Below are 17972 nucleotides of genomic sequence, written 5' to 3'. Positions count from 1 at the left end.
GAGTACTTGTCTGGATGGAGTCTTACCATGTACACATCGACCAGAAAAGCCTCGACTGCTCGCGGTACGCCACCTGAAGCATTCGACCCCGCCCTGCTGGCAGAGGAAATCGCCAGGCAACTGCGTCTGTCTCCCGAACTGCTCGCTGAAGACGCCAACCTGTTGAAGCTGGGCATGGACTCGATGCACCTGATGGCCTGGCTCAATCGGTTTCGCCGCCAGGGTTTCAAAGTGACCCTCAAAGACCTCTACGACCAGCCGACGCTGCACGGCTGGCAGCAATTGCTGGGCACTGCGGCCATTCATAACGATACCGCCGAGACTGTTCGGAAAGATCAGGCACTGCCGCTCATGAGTGACGGCCAGCCCTTCGCGCTGACCAGCGTGCAGCACGCCTATCTGGTAGGGCGCTCCAGCGAGCAGCCATTGGGGGGCGTCGGCTGCCATCTGTATCAGGAGTTCGATGGCTACGGCCTGACACCGCAGGTACTGGAAGCGGCGATCTATCGACTGATCGAACGTCACCCGATGCTCAAGACGCGCTTTCTGGCCAACGGTCGTCAACAATGGCAGGCGCGTTCGGCATGGCCGGGCCTCAAGGTTCATGATTTGCGTGACAAGGATGAAGCGTACCGCCAGCAAAAACTGTTGAAGCTGCGAGAACAGTTGGGGCATCGGCGTCTGAATGTCGAGAACGGCGAGACCTTCGATTTCCAGCTATGCCTGTTGCCAGACGGCCGTAACAGACTGCTGGTCAACATTGACCTGCTGGTCGCTGATGCCGCCAGCTTCAATCAGTTGTTCGAAGAACTAATCGCGCTGATCGACGAACGCCCGCTTGCGCCCTCGCCCATCGATTACGATTTTTGCAGTTACCTGGCACAGCTCGAACGCGATGGTCAGACGCGCGTCCAGCACGCCAGGGCCTGGTGGCTTGAGCGTCTGGACGACCTGCCCCTCGCACCGATCCTGCCACTGGCGCAGGACCCCGAGCGCATCGGACAGGTGCGCATCAGCCGCCGGCGCGGGCAGCTGAATGCCACGCAGTGGCAGGCGTTCAAAGACCACGCCGGAGCCGCCGGCGTTACCCCGACCATGGCGCTGGCCACACTATTCAGCGCGGTGCTGGGACGCTGGAGCGGGCAACAATCGCTGCTGCTCAACCTCACCCTGTTCGACCGCCAGCCTCTGAACCCTGCGGTCGCCAGCATGATCGCCGACTTCACCAATATCCTGACGCTGCCAGTGAGCTGCTGCGGACAAACCTTCGCTGAATTGGCGCGGGCCAATCAGCAGTCGTTTGCCGAGGTTTATGAACACAGCGCGTGGTCCGGGGTCGAGGTGCTGCGCGAGTTGAAGAAACGCCAGCGCCATCCGCACGGTGCGCCTGTGGTGTTCACCAGCAACCTCGGCCGCCCGCTGTTTGGCGAAGCCACGGAGGACACGCTGGGTGCACCCGGCTGGGGCATTTCCCAGACCCCGCAGGTGTGGATCGACCACCTCGCGTTCGAGCATCAGGAGCAGGTCTATCTGCAGTGGGACAGCAATGACCAGCTGTTTCCCGAGGGGCTGACCGACACGCTGTTCGACGTCTATTTCGAGCAGGTAATGGCGCTGGTGACAACCCCCGCGCAGTGGTCACGACCTTTGCCGGAACTGATGCCCTCAGCCCAGCGGGCTGTCCGCGAACAAGCCAATGCCACCAGGCAGCCTCTCCCTGAGGGTTTGTTGCACGACGCGATTTTCGCCCAGGCAGAACGTACCCCGCAGGCTACCGCACTGATTCAGGACCAGCGGCGGGTGAGCTTCGCCCAACTGGCCGATCAAGCCAGCCGGCTGGCAGGCAGCCTGCAGGCCCTGGGCGTCGAAGCGGGCGAAACGGTTGCTGTCAGTATGGCCAAGGACATTGGTCAGATTATCTGCGTACTGGGCATTCTCAAGGCGGGTGCGATCTATGTGCCGGTGCCACCGGACCAGCCATTGGCGAGGCGCATCGGTATCTATGAAGGGGCCGGGGTGAGGTGCGTGCTGACCAGCGCCGATGAGCCCGAGGAGCGCGACATCGGCAATGCCCTGACCTGGCAGCAGGCAATCCGCAGCGAGCCGCTTCGGCACCAGGTGCCGGTCAGCGCACAACAGCCGGCCTACATCATCTACACCTCGGGTTCGACAGGCGAACCCAAGGGCGTGGTGATCAGCCACCAAAGTGCATTGAACACCTGCGTGGACATCAGCCAGCGACATGGCGTCGGCCCCGAAGACTGCGTGCTGGCCCTGTCGGCGCTGCACTTTGACCTTTCGGTCTATGACATCTTCGGTGTACTCGGCGCAGGCGCTTCACTGGTGCTGGTCAACGAACAGCAACGTCGCGACCCGGCGCTGTGGTGCAGGCTGATTGATCAGCATCGCATTACCCTATGGAACAGTGTGCCCGCCCTGCTGGACATGTTGCTGACCTACAGTGAAGGCTTCGATCTGCACAGTCCGGCGAGCCTGAGGCTGGTCATGCTGTCCGGCGACTGGATCGGGCTGGACTTGCCGGAACGCTATCACCGGTACCGCGACGATGGCCGTTTTGTCGCCATGGGCGGCGCGACGGAAGCGGCGATCTGGTCCAATACCTGCACTGTGAATCGGGTAGAGCCGCACTGGCGCTCGATTCCCTACGGCCAGCCGTTGGCCAACCAGCACTATCGCGTGGTCGACGAACTGGGACGAGACTGCCCGGACTGGGTAGCTGGCGAGCTGTGGATAGGCGGTGTGGGTGTTGCCCAGGGTTATTTCAATGACGCCGAACGCAGCGCCCGCCAGTTCGTCGACGTGGCCGGTGAGCGCTGGTATCGCACGGGCGACATGGGGTGTTACTGGCCGGACGGTACGCTGGAATTCCTTGGCCGTCGCGACAAGCAGGTCAAGGTCGGTGGCTACCGCATCGAACTGGGTGAAATCGATGCAGCGTTCAACCGGCTCGAAGGCGTCAAGGCAGCCGTCAGCATGGCACCGGGCGAACGGGAAAGGAGTCTGGTGGCCTTTGTCGTGCCGCACGGTGCCAGCCTTTGCAGCGCCGTGGAAGCCGACCCGCTCACACCGTCCAGTTACGCTGACTGGCTGAGGCCCGAAACCGCAACGACGGATGCCACGGAGGGTCTGCTGGCCAATTTTCTGGTCCGGCACCTGGCACTTAATGGCGTACACCTCAACGATCCTGTCAGCACCGCGACGGTGGTGCAGTCCTACGGTTGCCAGGCACACTGGCAACCGTTGCTGAACCGCTGGCTGGAGTGGCTGGCCGCACAAGGCCACCTGCAGCGCGATGCCGAAGGCGCGTGGCGACTCAGCCACTCCAGTACGAACACAACGCCGCACGACGATTCTGCCTATGCGCTGACAGAAGCCCTGCATGCGCACCACGACACATTGCGCGAAATACTCCATGGCAAGCGCAGTGCTCAGACCCTGCTCGAGCATCCTTACTGGGCTCCCGAGCAATTGCTGATGCATGCGTCCGGCAGTCGCGAAGCCCTCGACGCGCTGGCAATCTCGCTGGCCGATCTGAGTCGTCGCCTGCAACGCCCGGTACGGCTGATCGAAGCCAGCGCCCGCAGCGCCGTGACCGGGCTGTTCTTGCTGGAGCGACTCGATGCATCGCAGGTGCAGTACACCGCCCTTGATGCGTCCCAGGCAATGGTCCTCAAGGCAGGCGAACGACTCGCAGGATTCGCGCATGGCAGTGCTCTCCGAGACACCGACGGTGCGCGTCAGACGCTTGCCCACAGCGCCGACGTGCTGCTGATCAACAATCAACTGCATCGCATTGAAACGCCGCAAGCAGCGCTCGCCCGATGGATACGACTCTGTGCACCTGGTGCTGCGATCTGCGTGCTGGAACTGGCTCATCCCACGGCGCTGAGCTTGATCAGCGCCGACCTGCTCAGCCACGGTCACAGTGCAGCAGAACAGTTGCGCGACCACGAACATTGGCAAGCGTTACTGACCCAGGCCGGACTGACCCCGCACGGAATGCACCGACTGGGCGACATGCAGCGCCTGATCCTGCGCGCACCCGACGCGCTGTATCGCCCTGACCCTGCCCGACTGGCCCAGGCGCTGGCCAACGAACTGCCCGGTTACATGATCCCGCAACGCCTGCACTTTCTCGACGCACTGCCACTCACCGCCAACGGCAAGATCGACCATCAGGCACTGGGGCAGCTGTGCAAACCAGCCAGTGCACATCCCGATCAGTATCAAGCACCCGAGACCGCTCGCGAACAGGTGGTGGCGCAGCTCTGGCAGGACCTGCTGCAAACCGGCGCACTGCATCGCCACAGCCACTTCTTTCAGCTTGGCGGCGACAGCCTCCTGGCAACCCGACTGATCGGTGAACTGGGCAGCCACGGCTACCGCGCCCGGCTCGATGATCTGTTCAACTTTCCCGCCCTGCATGCCTTTGCCGCGACATTGGTGGAAGAGTCGCTGCCAACGGCCACGCTTGAGCATGACCCGACAGGCCGCTATGAGCCGTTTGCCCTGAGTGAAATACAACAAGCCTATCTGGTGGGGCGTCAGTCAGGGTTTGTGCTGGGTGGTGTGGGCGCGCATTTCTTTGTCGAGTTCAGCGTCGAACGGCTTGATATCCCGTTGTTTGAAAATGCCTGGCAGCGGCTCATCGAGCGTCACGACATACTGCGTGCCGTGGTGCGTGACGGCATGTTGCAGGTTCTGCAGCAGGTGCCGGCGTTCATTCCTCGACGTCACCAGGTAGCGACGCTGGATGGCAGCGAAGCAATCGCACTGCGCGAACGATTGTCCCATCAGGTGCTCGATGCCGGGCAGTGGCCGCTGTTCGATGCGCAAATAGTCGAAGACGGCAGCTCGCACAGCCGGATTTTTATCAGCCTCGACAACCTGCTGCTGGACGGCATGAGCATGCAGATCCTGCTGGCCGAGCTCGAGGCGTTGTACCTGCATCCCGAGCAAGTGCTGGCCCCTGTCGATATCGGCTTCCGCGACTATCAGCGCCTGCGCGCCAGCCTGCCGCCCTCACCCGGTGCTCAGGCGTACTGGCAACGGCGTCTCGATGACCTGCCGCCAGCGCCGCGTCTGCCGCTGCGTTGCGCGCCGGGCGACGTCGGTACGCCACACTTTGTGCGCCTGGCCGAGCGTCTGCCCGCCGCCTGCTGGGAACGTCTGAAAGACCAGGCCCATCGGCATCAGTTGACGCCTTCGGGGCTGCTGCTCAGCGCTTTTTCCGCAGTGCTGTCGGCATGGAGCAGTCAGCGAGAGCTGAGTCTCAACCTGACCCTGTTCGACCGTCAACCGCTGCATCCGCATATCGACCGGGTGCTGGGTGACTTCACGTCGCTGTTACTCCTGGCCTGGCAGCCTGCCGCCGACTGGATAGGCAGTGCTCAGCGCCTGCAGCAGCGGCTGTGGCGCGATCTTGCCCAGCGCGATCACTCTGCGATCCGTGTCATGCGTGAACTGGCCAGTCGCCACGGCATGGCTGCGGCGCAAATGCCGGTGGTCTTTACCAGCGCACTGGGCTTCGACAAGGGCCGTTTCATGGCCCAATCGTCATGGCTCAAGCCGGTCTGGGGTATTTCGCAGACCCCGCAAGTCTGGCTGGATCATCAGGTATACGAGTCCGAAGGCGATCTATGCCTGAACTGGGACGCGGTCGAGGCACTGTTCGAACCGAGCGTCCTGCGCAGCATGTTCGATCAGTACCTTGCCCTGCTCAACCGCCTGGCCAATGAACCCCAGGCCTGGGCCCTGTCATTGGAACAATTGGTTACCCCCGGACAGCCTGATGCGGGTATGGCGATGTTGCCACGCATCCAGCCACTGCCTCATGAGCCTGAGCAACAGGCTGATGAACAGATTGTCGAACAGATCCGGCATGCCTTTCAGGAGGTGGTCGGTCTGAAGTTGCATGACTGCCGACAAAACTTCTTCGACGCAGGGGCCAGTTCGCTCAAGCTGGTGCAACTGCATGTGAAGCTGACCCAGCAGGGCCATCGGCATTTGCAGGCCACCGATCTGTTCGGCTACCCCAACGCCCGAGCGCTGGCGCGGCACCTGAGCCGGACGCAACCGGCAAACGATACGCGAGAACAACCCCGGCACGCCCAGTTGACGCAGAGAAACGCCAGAAGGTTACGGCGCACCGGAGGCGGGTCATGAGCCGCTACCTGCCCTATTGGTGTTACTACCTGCACCAAGGCATGCTCACCGCACTGATGTTGCAGGGTGTGGTCGGTTATTTCCGCCATCAGGGGCTGGATCTGGCCAGCCTCAGTCTACTGTCACTGACGTTCCTGCCCTGGATAGCCAAGTTTCTCTGGGCGCCCTGGTGCGAGCGTCATAGCCTGACACTGCGTAGCAATCACTACCTGGGCAGTCTGGTGCTGTTGCAACTGGGTATGGCGTTGACGCTGTTGGGGATAAGCTTTCTGGCCCCGGAGCGCTCACTCTATCCGATCATGGCCGGGCTGATGCTGCTGGCGCTATTGTCCGCCAGTCATGATATCTACGCCGATGGCATCACGATCACGACCTGCGACGCCGCCAGCCGTCCGTTTGCCAACACCGCGCAAGTGGGCGGCAGTTACCTCGGCATAGTGTTCGGTTCATTTGTGTTCCTGTTTCTGGCCGAGCGCTGGGGGTGGCGCATCGGTTTCATCGGCATGTCGATGGTCTCGCTGCTGTTGTTGCTGCCGACGGGATTGCTGCCCGCCAGCAATAGCATTGAAGAGCCGGCGGTCAAGCCAAGGCTGGATCGCAGCAGCTTCACTGCGCTGTGGCCGGCCTTGTGCCTGACAGCCATTTACTACCTGGCAATGCGCGGACTGATGGGGATTCAGACCGTGCTGTTGATGGACAATGGCCTGGGCCTCGCCGAGCTGGGTATGGCTTCGACGCTGTACAGCACAGTCGCCAGTGCCATCGGCGTATTGCTCGGCGGGTGGATGGCGAGGCGCTTCGGTGCCTGGCGGTGCCTGCTGCCAGCCATGTTGCTGCACGCGCTCATTGCTCTCGCGGCAGCACTTGGCGCACGTGTCTACGACCTTGCTGCATGGCTGACGCTGTTCAGTCTGGTCAATATCGCCGCCGCGATTGGCTTCGTCACCCTCTACAACCTACTGATGGGCGTGGTCCGCCCGCACCAACCGGCCTCCGATTACGCCCTGCTGCAGTCGGTCGATGCTGCAATTGCCATGCTGGCATCGATCGCAGCCCTGCAGTCGGCTCATTACCTGGGCTATCCGCCACTGCTCGCGGTACTGGCGAGCATTGCCTTCATCTGCCTGTGGCCTGCCCGGCACCTGTGTCGCCGCCTTGAACGCAGCACGCCTGCCAGCCCGTCTTCCACGCCTGCACACGAGGTCCTCCATGCCCACCTTTGAAGAAACCTACGGCACCAGCGAGCCCATTGCGGTCATCGGCCTGGCCTGCCGTTTTCCCGAAGCCCGCGACAGCGCCCAGTACTGGCAGAACCTGCTGACCGGCCGCGAGTGCAGCCGCCACTTCAGCCGTGAAGAGCTGCTCGCAGCAGGACTGTCCGCGGAACTGATCGATAACCCGGACTTCGTCAATGTCGCTGCAGTGATTGACGACGCAGACCGCTTCGATGCCGCGCTATTCGGCTACTCGCGTCAGGAGGCGGAATCCATCGATCCGCAGCAGCGGCTGTTCCTGCAAATCGTCTGGCATGCCTTGGAAGACGCCGGTTTCGCACCCCGCGAAGTCGCGCATAAAACAGGCGTATTTGCCTCGGGACGCATGAGTACATACCCGGGCCGAGACGCTATTCGCGTCACCGAAGTCGCACAGGTCAAGGGCCTGCAGGCGCTGATGGGCAACGACAAGGATTACCTGGCCAGCCGCGCCGCCTACAAACTCAATTTGCGCGGCCCTGCGATGAGCGTGCAGACAGCGTGCTCAAGCTCGCTGGTCGCGGTGCATATGGCTTGCGAAAGCCTGCGCAGCGGCGAATGCGAGATGGCCGTGGCGGGAGGCGTAGCCGTGTCGTTTCCGCAACAGGCCGGCTACCTTTACCAGCCAGGGATGATTTTCTCGCCGGACGGCCGCTGCCGCCCGTTTGACGCGAGTGCCCAGGGTACCTTTGCCGGCAACGGCGTCGGTGCCGTGACCCTGCGTCGACTGGAAGACGCTTTGCGTGACGGCGATCCGGTGCTGGCGGTACTACGTGGCAGCGCGATCAATAACGACGGTCATCACAAGGTCGGCTACACCGCTCCCTCGGTGGTCGGTCAACGTGAAGTCATTAAGGATGCCCTGCTGCTGGCCGATATCGACTGCGCCAGCATTGGCATGCTCGAAGCACATGGTACCGGCACCCCGCTCGGCGACCCCATAGAGGTTCAAGCGCTGCGCGATTCGTTCGCACGACGCACGGATATCGGTGGATGCGCCCTGGGCTCGGTGAAAGGCAACCTTGGCCATCTGGATACTGCCGCCGGCATTGCGAGCCTGATCAAGACCATTCTGGCGGTCAATCATGGGCGTATTCCGCCAAGCATCAATGTCGAGCAGATCAACCCGGCGCTGCAGCTTGAACAGAGTCCGTTTTATATTCCTACCCAGGACCGGGCATGGCCAGCAGGGCCGCGCCGTGCCGGTGTGTCGTCATTCGGCATTGGTGGCACCAACTGCCATGTGATCGTCGAAGCCCTGCCCGACGCATTGCGCGCACCAGGCCCGAAAGCGCAGGCCAGTACCCTGTTACTCAGCGCCGCCAGCCAGCACTCGTTGCGCCAGCTGGCGGGCCTTTACGCCGAACGTCTGCATGCCGCAGACGCTGCCGCTGACCTTGCACACACGGCGCTGCATGCCCGGCAACTGGAACTGCCGTTCCGTCTGGCGGTGCCTTTGCACGAAGAAACCGCCCCGGCGCTCCAGGCGTTTGCCCAGGGTGGCAGCGATGCCTTGCTGTATGAAGGCCAGCCAGGCCAGGGCGCGCAGGTCTGGCTGTGCAGTGGTCAAGGCAGTCAGTGGGCCGGAATGGGCAAAAGCCTTTACGGTCAGTCAAAAGCCTTCAGCGAGAGCCTGGACCGCAGCTTTGCAGTCTGCGCCGCGCACCTGCAACCCTCGTTGCAGTCGGTCATGTTCGGCGAGCATGAAGCGCTGATCGACCGCATGGATTACGCGCAACCTGCCATCGTTGCCTTTGAAGTGGCCATGGCAGCTCACTGGCGCGAAGCGGGTATGACCCCGGACCTGTTGATCGGCCATTCGGTAGGTGAGTTCGCCGCGGTGGTCATCGCCGGGATCTATCGGCTGGAAGACATTTTGCCGCTGGTGATCGCCCGTGGCCGTTTGATGAATCATTGCGCAGCGCAAGGTTCAATGCTCGCGGTATTCTGCGACGTGGCAACACTCCAACCTCTGGCGCTCGAACATGGCGTGGAAATCGCCGTGCACAACGCCGAACAGCATCTGGTGGCCTCAGGTGACCGTCAAGGCATCGATGCGCTGGCGCAAGCGCTGCAAGAGCGGCACGTTCGTCATAATCGCCTGAGCGTGGCGGGCGCAGCACATTCTCGCTTGCTGGAGCCGATTCTCGATGAATTCCAGCAAGCCAGCGCGGGGCTGCGCGCGGCCCCTGCGAAAATACCGCTGATCTCGACCCTGACCGGCCAACCCCTCGCCCAGGCTGAACTGGAACGCGGCGATTACTGGCGCAGGCACCTGCGAGAACCGGTGCGCTACCACCAGGCGCTGACTCATGCATTGCAAACGGGCGTGACGATCGCACTGGAGCTGGGTGCCGATGCACCGTTGACCGGGATAGGCACGCGTCTGGAACACGCCGGTGTGCACTGGATCGCCAGTGCACGCCGACACAAACCGCACACCGCCGTCCTGCATGACAGCCTGTTGCGCCTGTTCGCCGCCGGTGCCAGCTTGCCCTGGCGCACCCTGCTGCCCTCGGTCGGCACGCGTGTCCAGGCTCCGCTGTATGCCTTCGATGAACAACGCTACTGGTGCGATGCGCCGCAGCAGCCTGTCGCGACGACGCAGGATCTTTTGCTGGAAGCCGGTCGCAAGGTTGCGTTGCAGGAAGGTGCCCACCTGGACCTGCCACGCCTGGAGCGCCTGTATCAATGTGTGACCCGCCTGCATGCGATCTATGTTGACCAGATGGTTCGCCAGTGTGTGCAGGACACCATCGACCGGGGCGTCGACCCGCTGAGCATTCTGCGCGGCGGTCGGCTGTTGCCACGTCATCGGCAACTGCTGGTGCGGCTGCTCAATGCCTGTGTCGAGGATGGCTACTACGCTAATGAGCGCGGCCTTTATCGAAGCGCCAGACCCGTGCCGCACGGGCAGTACCCGACATTGCTCGCAGAACTGCGCAGTTGCTGCGAAGGGCTGGACGTGATCGCCGACACCGTTGAGCGGGCAGGCGAGCAACTTTTCGCCATGATGAGCGGAGCCGTCGAGCCAGTCTCGGTAATTTTCCCGGAAAGCGCCTCCAGCGGCGTGGAAGTGCTGTATCAGCAATTCAGCTTCGGCCGTTACTTCAACCAGATCGCAGCAGGCGTGGTCAGCGGGCTGATCCGCGAACACCAGCAGTCCGGACGCGGTCCGCTGCGGATTCTGGAAGTCGGTGGTGGCACAGGAGGCACCACGGCCTGGCTGCTGCCGGAGCTGAGCAGCGTCGCCGATGTACGTTATTGCTTCACCGATATATCAGCGTTGTTCAGCCGTCGTGCCGAAGAAAAGTTCAGCGAATACGACTTTGTCGAGTACGCCTTGTTCGATCTGCAAAAACCTGCCGCCGAGCAGGGTTTTCCAGCTGAACACTATGACCTGATCGTCGCCGCCAACGTGATCCATGCCACGCAGCATATAGGTCATACGCTGCAAAACCTGCGCCCGTTGCTCAAGCCGGGTGGCGCTTTGCTGATGCGTGAAATCACTCGCCCGATGCGCCTGTTCGATTTTGTCTTCGGCCCGCTGGTATTGCCGCTGCATGACGAGCAGGCACGCGGCGGCGAGTTGTTTCTGTCCACCGAACACTGGCAGCAACAATGTATGGAGCACGGCTTCGAACGCCTGGACTGGCTGCCTGACGATGGTAGTGCCACCTCCGGCATCAGCGAACACATCCTGCTGGCGCGGACTCAGGCAGCGAACATTGCGCGCGCCCCGCTCAGTGTCGGTCACGACAGCGGCAACGCGGTACTGGGCAGGCAGCTCGGCGAACACTTCTATCAACCTGACTGGACGGATTGCGCAGGCCAGCCGCAGCGCTGGCAGACCCGCTTGCAGCACGCATGCGAGCAACTGGCGGCGCGCCACGGCGATACCCGTCGCACGCCGGTATTCGCCCGGAGCGTACCGCTGCCCGAATCCTTGGCAGACCTGACCCTGCGCTGGAGCGCCGACCCGTTCGGGGTTGCACGGGTCGAACTCGGACATTGCAACAACCAAGGGCTTTGGCAGCTACTGGGCAGCGCCGATAATCAGCCTGCGCCCCGTTCTACGCTGCCCGCGCCGCAGACTGCCGTTGGCACCCATTACACCTGGCAGTGGGCAGCGACCAAGGTGCCCGATACGTCGAATGCGCCGCTGTGCATCGAACCGGCCAGTGTCCGGGCGGCCTTGGCCGAGGCTGGTATTGCCCATGACCCAAACGCCACAGCGTGCCTGCTGATCGTCGAGGACGGCACGCTGGCAGAAGTTGCCAGCCAGGTACTCAAGGCCTTGACCGCCACCGACCACCCCTTGCTGGTGGTAACCCGCAACGCCTGGTCACTGGGTACACATCGCACTGTATGCCCTGAGCAACGAGCGCTGTGGGGGTTGCTGCGGGTTGCCTGTGCCGAACAACCACAGCGCGCTCTGGCTGTCATTGACCTGGACGGCAGCGACTGGCAAGACCTTCTACCAGGCTTGAGCGCTGCGCAGAACGGTGAACGCTGGATTTCGGTGCGCCAGGGTGTCGCACAGGTGCAGACATTGATCGTTCAGCGTCACCAGAGCGCCAGCCTGCCCGCGCAAGGCTTCAAGGACACTGGCTGGCATATCGTGACCGGCGCATTTGGCGGATTGGGTCGTCTGAGCACCCATTGGCTGGTCGATCAGGGGGCATCGCGGATCGCCCTGCTCGCACCGCGCTGCCCGCATGATGGCGAACAATTGATCGATACACTGCAACAGCAATACGGCTGTGAAATACGCTGGGTAGCCTGTGATATCAGCGACCAGGCTGCGCTGGCGACCTGCCTCGACGAACTACACGCCGACGGCGGCCTGAGCGGCGCGATTCACAGCGCCGGCCTGCTGGACGACACCCCGCTGAGCAACCTCGACGCTGCGCGCATGCAACCGCTGTTGCAGGTCAAATGCTCGGCAGCCCGCCAGTTGCAGGCTGCACTTGCCGACCAGGGTCGCTACCTGCTGCTGTATTCCTCCGCAGCCGCCAGTCTGGGCGCAGCTGGTCAAGGGGCTCATGCACTGGCCAGTGCCTATCTGGACGGGCTCGCCGAATCGCAGGTCGACGCCCGCCTGCACACCGTCAGTATTGCGTGGGGTGCCTGGGGTGAAACCGGACGCGCAGCCGACGATAAACTGCATGCCCGGCTGGCGCAGGGCGGCATGGGTACGCTGACAACCGGCGAAGGCCTGTGGCACCTGGAACAGGCAGTCATGCGCGGTGTGCCGTGGCATCTGGCGATGCGCATAGACCCTGAACGCATCGACCCGCGCCGCCGACTGCTGGCGCAGACTATCGAGCAACCCGTGACTCGTTCGCCCATAAAAGGCTCTTCCCGGAACGATGCTCTCCCCGCACCCGGCATGACCGGCGATCGGCAGGTCGATCAGCAGGCGCTTAGCCAATGGCTAAGCGCCTGCATCTGCCGTCAGTTGCGCCTGAGCCCTGACGCTGCACCCGCGCAGCATCAGGATCTGATGCAGTTGGGTCTCGATTCGTTGCTGTTCCTTGAGCTGAGCAGCGACATCCAGCGCCAACTAGGCATTCGTCTGGATGCCGGAGAAGCCTATAGAGACCTGAGCATTCGCGGCCTGAGCGCACTGTTATTGTCGAGTACAGGGAAAACGGCGGCTGCCGACAGTGCCCCTTCAATCGTGCCGCAGCCTGACAGCCGTTTCGAGCCCTTTCCGCTGACGCCGATCCAGCATGCTTACTGGCTGGGTCGTACCGACCTGATTGATTACGGCGGTGTGGCCTGCCATGTGCTGTTTGAATGGGACAAGGCATATGCCGATTTTGACCTGGGCCGCTTCGAGCACGCCTGGAACGCTCTGATCGCCCGCCATGACATGCTGCGCATGGTGATCGACAGTGACGGCCGTCAGCGCATCCTGCAACACACACCCTGGTATCACCTGCCACGCAACGACCTGCGCGAACTGCCCGCGGAACAACAGCAACAACGCCTGCTCAGCATCCGTGAAGAGATGTCTTATCGTGTGCTGCCCAGTGACTGCTGGCCGCTGTTCGAAGTCACGGTCAGCGAACTGGACGCCGGGCGTTGCCGCCTGCACATGAACCTTGATCTGTTGCTGTTCGATGTGCAGAGCTTCAAAGTGATGATGGACGATCTGGCCATCGCCTACGCCGGTCAGGCACTCGATCCTCTCGAACTGACCTTCCGCGACTACGTAATGGCTGACCTGGCGCAGCGCGACAGCCTGCAATGGCGACAGTCCTGGCGCTACTGGCAGGACACCCTCGAGCAACTGCCTGGCGCGCCGCAACTGCCGCTGGCAGACGAACTGCCCAAGGGCCAGCCACGTTTCCGGACCGTTCAGGCCCGCCTCGACGCATTGCGATGGAACCGCTTCAAGGCGCACTGCCAGCACCTGGGCGTGACGCCGTCTGCCGCGCTGCTGGCGTTATTCGCGCAGACCCTGGAAAGCGTCAGCCGCACTCCGGAATTCACCCTCAACCTGACCTACTTCAACCGTAGAGCCTTGCATCCGCAGGTTCAGCAACTGATTGGCGACTTCACGTCAGTGCTGTTGATCGATTTCCAGTTGGGACACGGTGAAAGCCCGAGCCAGGTCATGATCGACACACAGGCACGACTCTGGCAGCGCCTGGCACACACCGCAGTAAACGGCGTAGAGCTCATGCGCGAGCTCGGACGCCGCCAGGGCCAGACCCGTCAACCAGCGATGCCTGTAGTGTTCACCAGCATGCTCGGCATGTCGCTGGACGGCAAAGCCATCGATCAGGCCATGACCTCGACCCTCGGCGACCCGGTGTACGTCTTTACTCAAACGCCGCAAGTCTGGCTTGACCATCAGGTGATGGAAATCGACGGTGAGCTGGTGTTCAGCTGGTATTGCATGGAAGACGTGCTTGCCGACGGCTTGATTGACAGCCTGTTCCAGACCTATTGCGACCTGTTGAAAACGCTGGCCGACCAACCGCAAGGCTTCGACCGCCCGCCCGAGCTGCCGCGTCACGACTGGTCGGTAAACCTGGACGGAGAGCGTTTTGACCCGCAACGGCTTGAAGCGCAATTGCGCCGTGCGCCGGGTGTGCAGACCGCGCGCATCAGTGTCGACAGAGAAAAACGCACCCTGCTTGGGGAGTTGCTCAGCCAGCAGCCGAGTAAGGTCGATGATGGCATTCATGCACCGCTGCCACTGCCTCTGAGCGAATTGCCGCGGCTGAGTGAAGGGCAACGCCAAGAGGTTGATCTGACCTGGCAGGCCCTGGAAAGCCGTGCTCGCCAGGGCATTCTGAGCACCCTGCAAAAACACGGGCTGTTCAGCGAAGCCGGTCAGCGTCATGACCTGGCGCAGGTGATGACGCGACTGGGAGCGATGCCGCAATTTGCGGGGCTGTTGCGCCAGTGGCTGGCGATGCTTTGCCAGCAAGGTCGCTTGCAAAAGGAAGGACAGCATTATCTGGCCCTGCCACATCAGGCTGCTGATGGCTACGGCGAAACACTTCCCGACGCCGAGTGGAGCCAGACACTCGGCACGTATCTGGACGTCTGTATCGAGCAGCACACAGAACTGTTGCGTGGTGATCGTTCGCCGTTAAGCCTGTTGTTCGGTAACAGCGATGCCGTTGTGAAGGCCCTCTACAGCAACAACCCGGTGCTGCACTGCCTGAACAGCGCACTGGCGCAGACCGCCAAAGCCCTGGCAGGAACGCGACGCGACCTGCGAGTGCTGGAGGTCGGTGCCGGCACCGGCGCGACAACCCGCCATGTGTTGCCGATGCTCGAAAGCCATCTGAGTGAATACCGCTTTACCGATGTTTCCAGCCTGTTCCTCACCCAGGCGCGGGAAGATTTCGCGGCCTGGCCGCAGCTGACCTGCTCGATTCTCGATGTCAACCAACCAGTGGATTTCAGCCAGCACCCGGCGCAAGGCTACGACCTGGTGATAGCGGTCAATGTGATGCACGACGCCGCGCATGTCACACGCTCGCTGAAGCGTCTGCACCGTCTGTTGCGCAGCGGCGGACATCTACTGTTGCTGGAGGCCACCGAACGCGACAGCGCGCTGCAACTGGCGAGCATCGGTTTTATCGAAGGACTGAGCAACTTTGCAGACGAACGCAGCGAGGACGACAAGGCCATGCTCGATCTGCCGCGCTGGCGCAGCGCCGTGCAGGCGTCGGGATTCAGCTGGGTCATGAACTGGCCGCAACGGGCTGACGACAGCATGCGTCAGCACTTCATGCTCGCTCGTGCCGAAGGCGTCAGCCATCTGGACTTGGCTGCCGTGGCTGAACAGCTGGAACCACATCCAGCGCAATGGCCCCTGACCTTGCATCAGGTTGAGCATGTGTTTACTGCGCCTGCAGCCAGACAAACCCCGCAACAGACCGGCGAATCCACGCCGCGTCAGGAAGTTGATCCGGTACTGCAGGATGCCGTCTTGCAACTCTGGCGGGAACTGCTCGGGCAAGACATTGACGCCGACAGCAACTTTTTCCTCAGCGGCGGCGACAGCCTGATTGCCACGCGCATGATCGCTCGCCTGAACCGCATGGGGCATTCCGCAAGCAGCATGCGCAACCTGTTCGATAACCCTCGGCTGAGTGATTTCTGCTCCACGCTGGTCAGCCCCAGCGCCCTGACCGATGACAACCCTCTGGCACTGGTCAGAGGTCGCAACGAACGTGCGCTGTTCGTGTTCCATGCTTCGGATGGCGAAGTCAGTGCCTATCTGCCGCTGGCAAAGGCGCTGGACATGCAGGTATTCGGCCTGCACGCGACGGATGCTCTGGGCAGCGACTCGCTGAAGGCGCTGGCCGCTCGGTATCTGCAGGCGATTCGTCGTCAACAGGCCAACGGGCCCTATGTGCTGCTGGGCTGGTCTTACGGCACCTTCGTGGCCGAAGAAACCGCGCGCCTGCTGCGGCACCAGGGTGAGCAGGTCCGCCTGATTCTCCTCGACCCGGTCTGCCGTCAGGACTTCAGTTTCGAGGATCGCCCGGGCCTGTTGCGCCTTATGGCCGAGAGCTCGAAAAGCATTGCACTGCCTGACGATCTGGAACGGTTGCCGCCCGCTGAACAATTGAACGTCTTCATGAACAGCGCCACGCAGGCCGGCGTGCTGAAAAACCCACCGCAACCGCAGCAGGCCGAACAGTGGCTGCAACGCATCGAGCACCTGATGAAGCTGCTGGCGCAACACCCGCAGCCACCACGGCTGGACCTTCCCTGTCTGTGGCTGAGCGCCGAAAGCCGTCCGCAGCACTGGCGACCTGCAGAGCAGGACTGGCAGGACCGGGCTGCGACGGCGCACCGCGAATCGATGCCTTGCGATCACTGGCAACTGTTGCTCGAAAGGGATCAGGTCCAGCGTACTGCGGCGTCGATCAGCGCCTGGCTGGCCGCCACTCAATAAGGAGAGTCACCCATGAATACACCATTGAAGGTGCTTATTGTCGGCGCCAAGTTCGGAGAGCTGTACCTCAACAGTTTTCTCGTCGAACAGCCCGGCTTGCAACTGGCGGGGCTGCTGGCCAACGGCAGCCCACGTGCCAGAGCGCTGGCCAATGCGTTTGGCATAGCGCTGTATACCGATGTCGAGCAACTGCCGGACGATCTGGATATCGCCTGCGTGGTGGTGCGCTCGGCCGTGGTCGGCGGGGCTGGCGGGCAATTGACCGACAGCCTGCTGCGGCGTGGGCTGCATGTCATTCAAGAGCACCCGGTACACCCGGATGAAATCGTCCGGCATCAACAACTGGCCGCCCGAATGGGCTGTCAGTACATCGTCAACAGTTTTTACCCGCACACCGATGCAGGCCGCTGCTGGACAGGGACAGCGCAGCGCATCTCGCGGCTGCTCGACGGCCGCAGGCCCAATCTGGCACAACTGACCACCAGTCGACAGCTGCTCTACTCGGGCCTGGACCTGCTGTTTCAGGCACTTGGCTGTGATCTGGCAGGACACGTCAGTGTCAGCCGGCTCGATTGCGACGATGACTTTCATACCCTGTCGCTGAACCTGCCGGACAGCCGCGTGCTGCTGCGCCTGCAAAGCTGGATGGCGGCCGATGATCCCGACCTGCACAGCCTGGTCATGCATCAGTTGAACCTGGCGTGGCCCAGCGGCTACCTTTCGCTGGATGCCAGCTATGGGCCGGTAAACTGGACACCTGTGCTGCATGCCGAAGCACATGACGATGATCGGCAAACCCTGTACACCAGCAAGGCCGACTATCTGCAGCAAGCCACCGCGATGCCTTTGCACCCGGCAGCGAGCCACTGGCGAAGCGCTCATGAAATCGAAGGCCCCGCCGGGGTCGGCTGGCTGCTGCAACAAATGTTGGCAATCCTGCAGGGCCAGCCCCGTATCGACGGGCTGCAGGCTGATTATCAGTTAGCGGTGGCCAGACTCTGGCAAGACATCCTGCGCTGCGCCGGACCTGCCGAACAGCGCACGGTCAGTAAGCCGCCGATCATCGATGCCGTGCAACTGCGGGCGGAGGGTTGATC

General features: G+C 62.4%; 3 protein-coding genes and 1 pseudogene. All 4 read left to right on the top strand.

All coding sequences use genetic code 11. From position 1 onward, the window contains the following. Window positions 1-27 precede the first annotated feature (27 nt). The 4 genes and pseudogenes from MME58_RS12025 to MME58_RS12010 all read left to right on the top strand — a co-directional run bounded on the left by MME58_RS12025 (window position 28) and on the right by MME58_RS12010 (window position 17970). Complete coding sequence (locus MME58_RS12025; protein WP_055005989.1) at window positions 28-6186, top strand: non-ribosomal peptide synthetase; 6159 nt, start codon at window positions 28-30, stop codon at window positions 6184-6186. Then, on the top strand, window positions 6183-7409 hold the full coding sequence (locus tag MME58_RS12020; protein ID WP_054985036.1) for an MFS transporter: 1227 nt from the start codon (window positions 6183-6185) through the stop codon (window positions 7407-7409). Before MME58_RS12025 ends, MME58_RS12020 begins: the two co-directional genes overlap by 4 nt. Continuing rightward, a pseudogene (locus MME58_RS12015) lies at window positions 7396-16891 on the top strand (SDR family NAD(P)-dependent oxidoreductase). Before MME58_RS12020 ends, MME58_RS12015 begins: the two are co-directional and overlap by 14 nt. Next, entirely contained in the window at window positions 16888-17970 is a 1083-nt protein-coding gene (locus MME58_RS12010) for a Gfo/Idh/MocA family oxidoreductase (RefSeq protein ID WP_054988061.1), read from the top strand. Before MME58_RS12015 ends, MME58_RS12010 begins: the two are co-directional and overlap by 4 nt. Window positions 17971-17972 lie beyond the last annotated feature (2 nt).

It is taken from the genome of Pseudomonas syringae pv. tagetis, from assembly GCF_022557255.1.
Classification (GTDB): Bacteria; Pseudomonadota; Gammaproteobacteria; order Pseudomonadales; family Pseudomonadaceae; genus Aquipseudomonas; species Aquipseudomonas caricapapayae.
The sequence above is the reverse complement of the archived record's forward strand: the minus strand, read 5'-3'. Positions and strand labels throughout refer to the sequence as shown.

Coding starts and splice junctions, on each gene's coding strand:
- MME58_RS12025 (WP_055005989.1), top strand. CDS start 28: ATGTACACATCGACCAGAAAAGCCTCGACTGCTCGCGGTACGCCACCT.
- MME58_RS12020 (WP_054985036.1), top strand. CDS start 6,183: ATGAGCCGCTACCTGCCCTATTGGTGTTACTACCTGCACCAAGGCATG.
- MME58_RS12010 (WP_054988061.1), top strand. CDS start 16,888: ATGAATACACCATTGAAGGTGCTTATTGTCGGCGCCAAGTTCGGAGAG.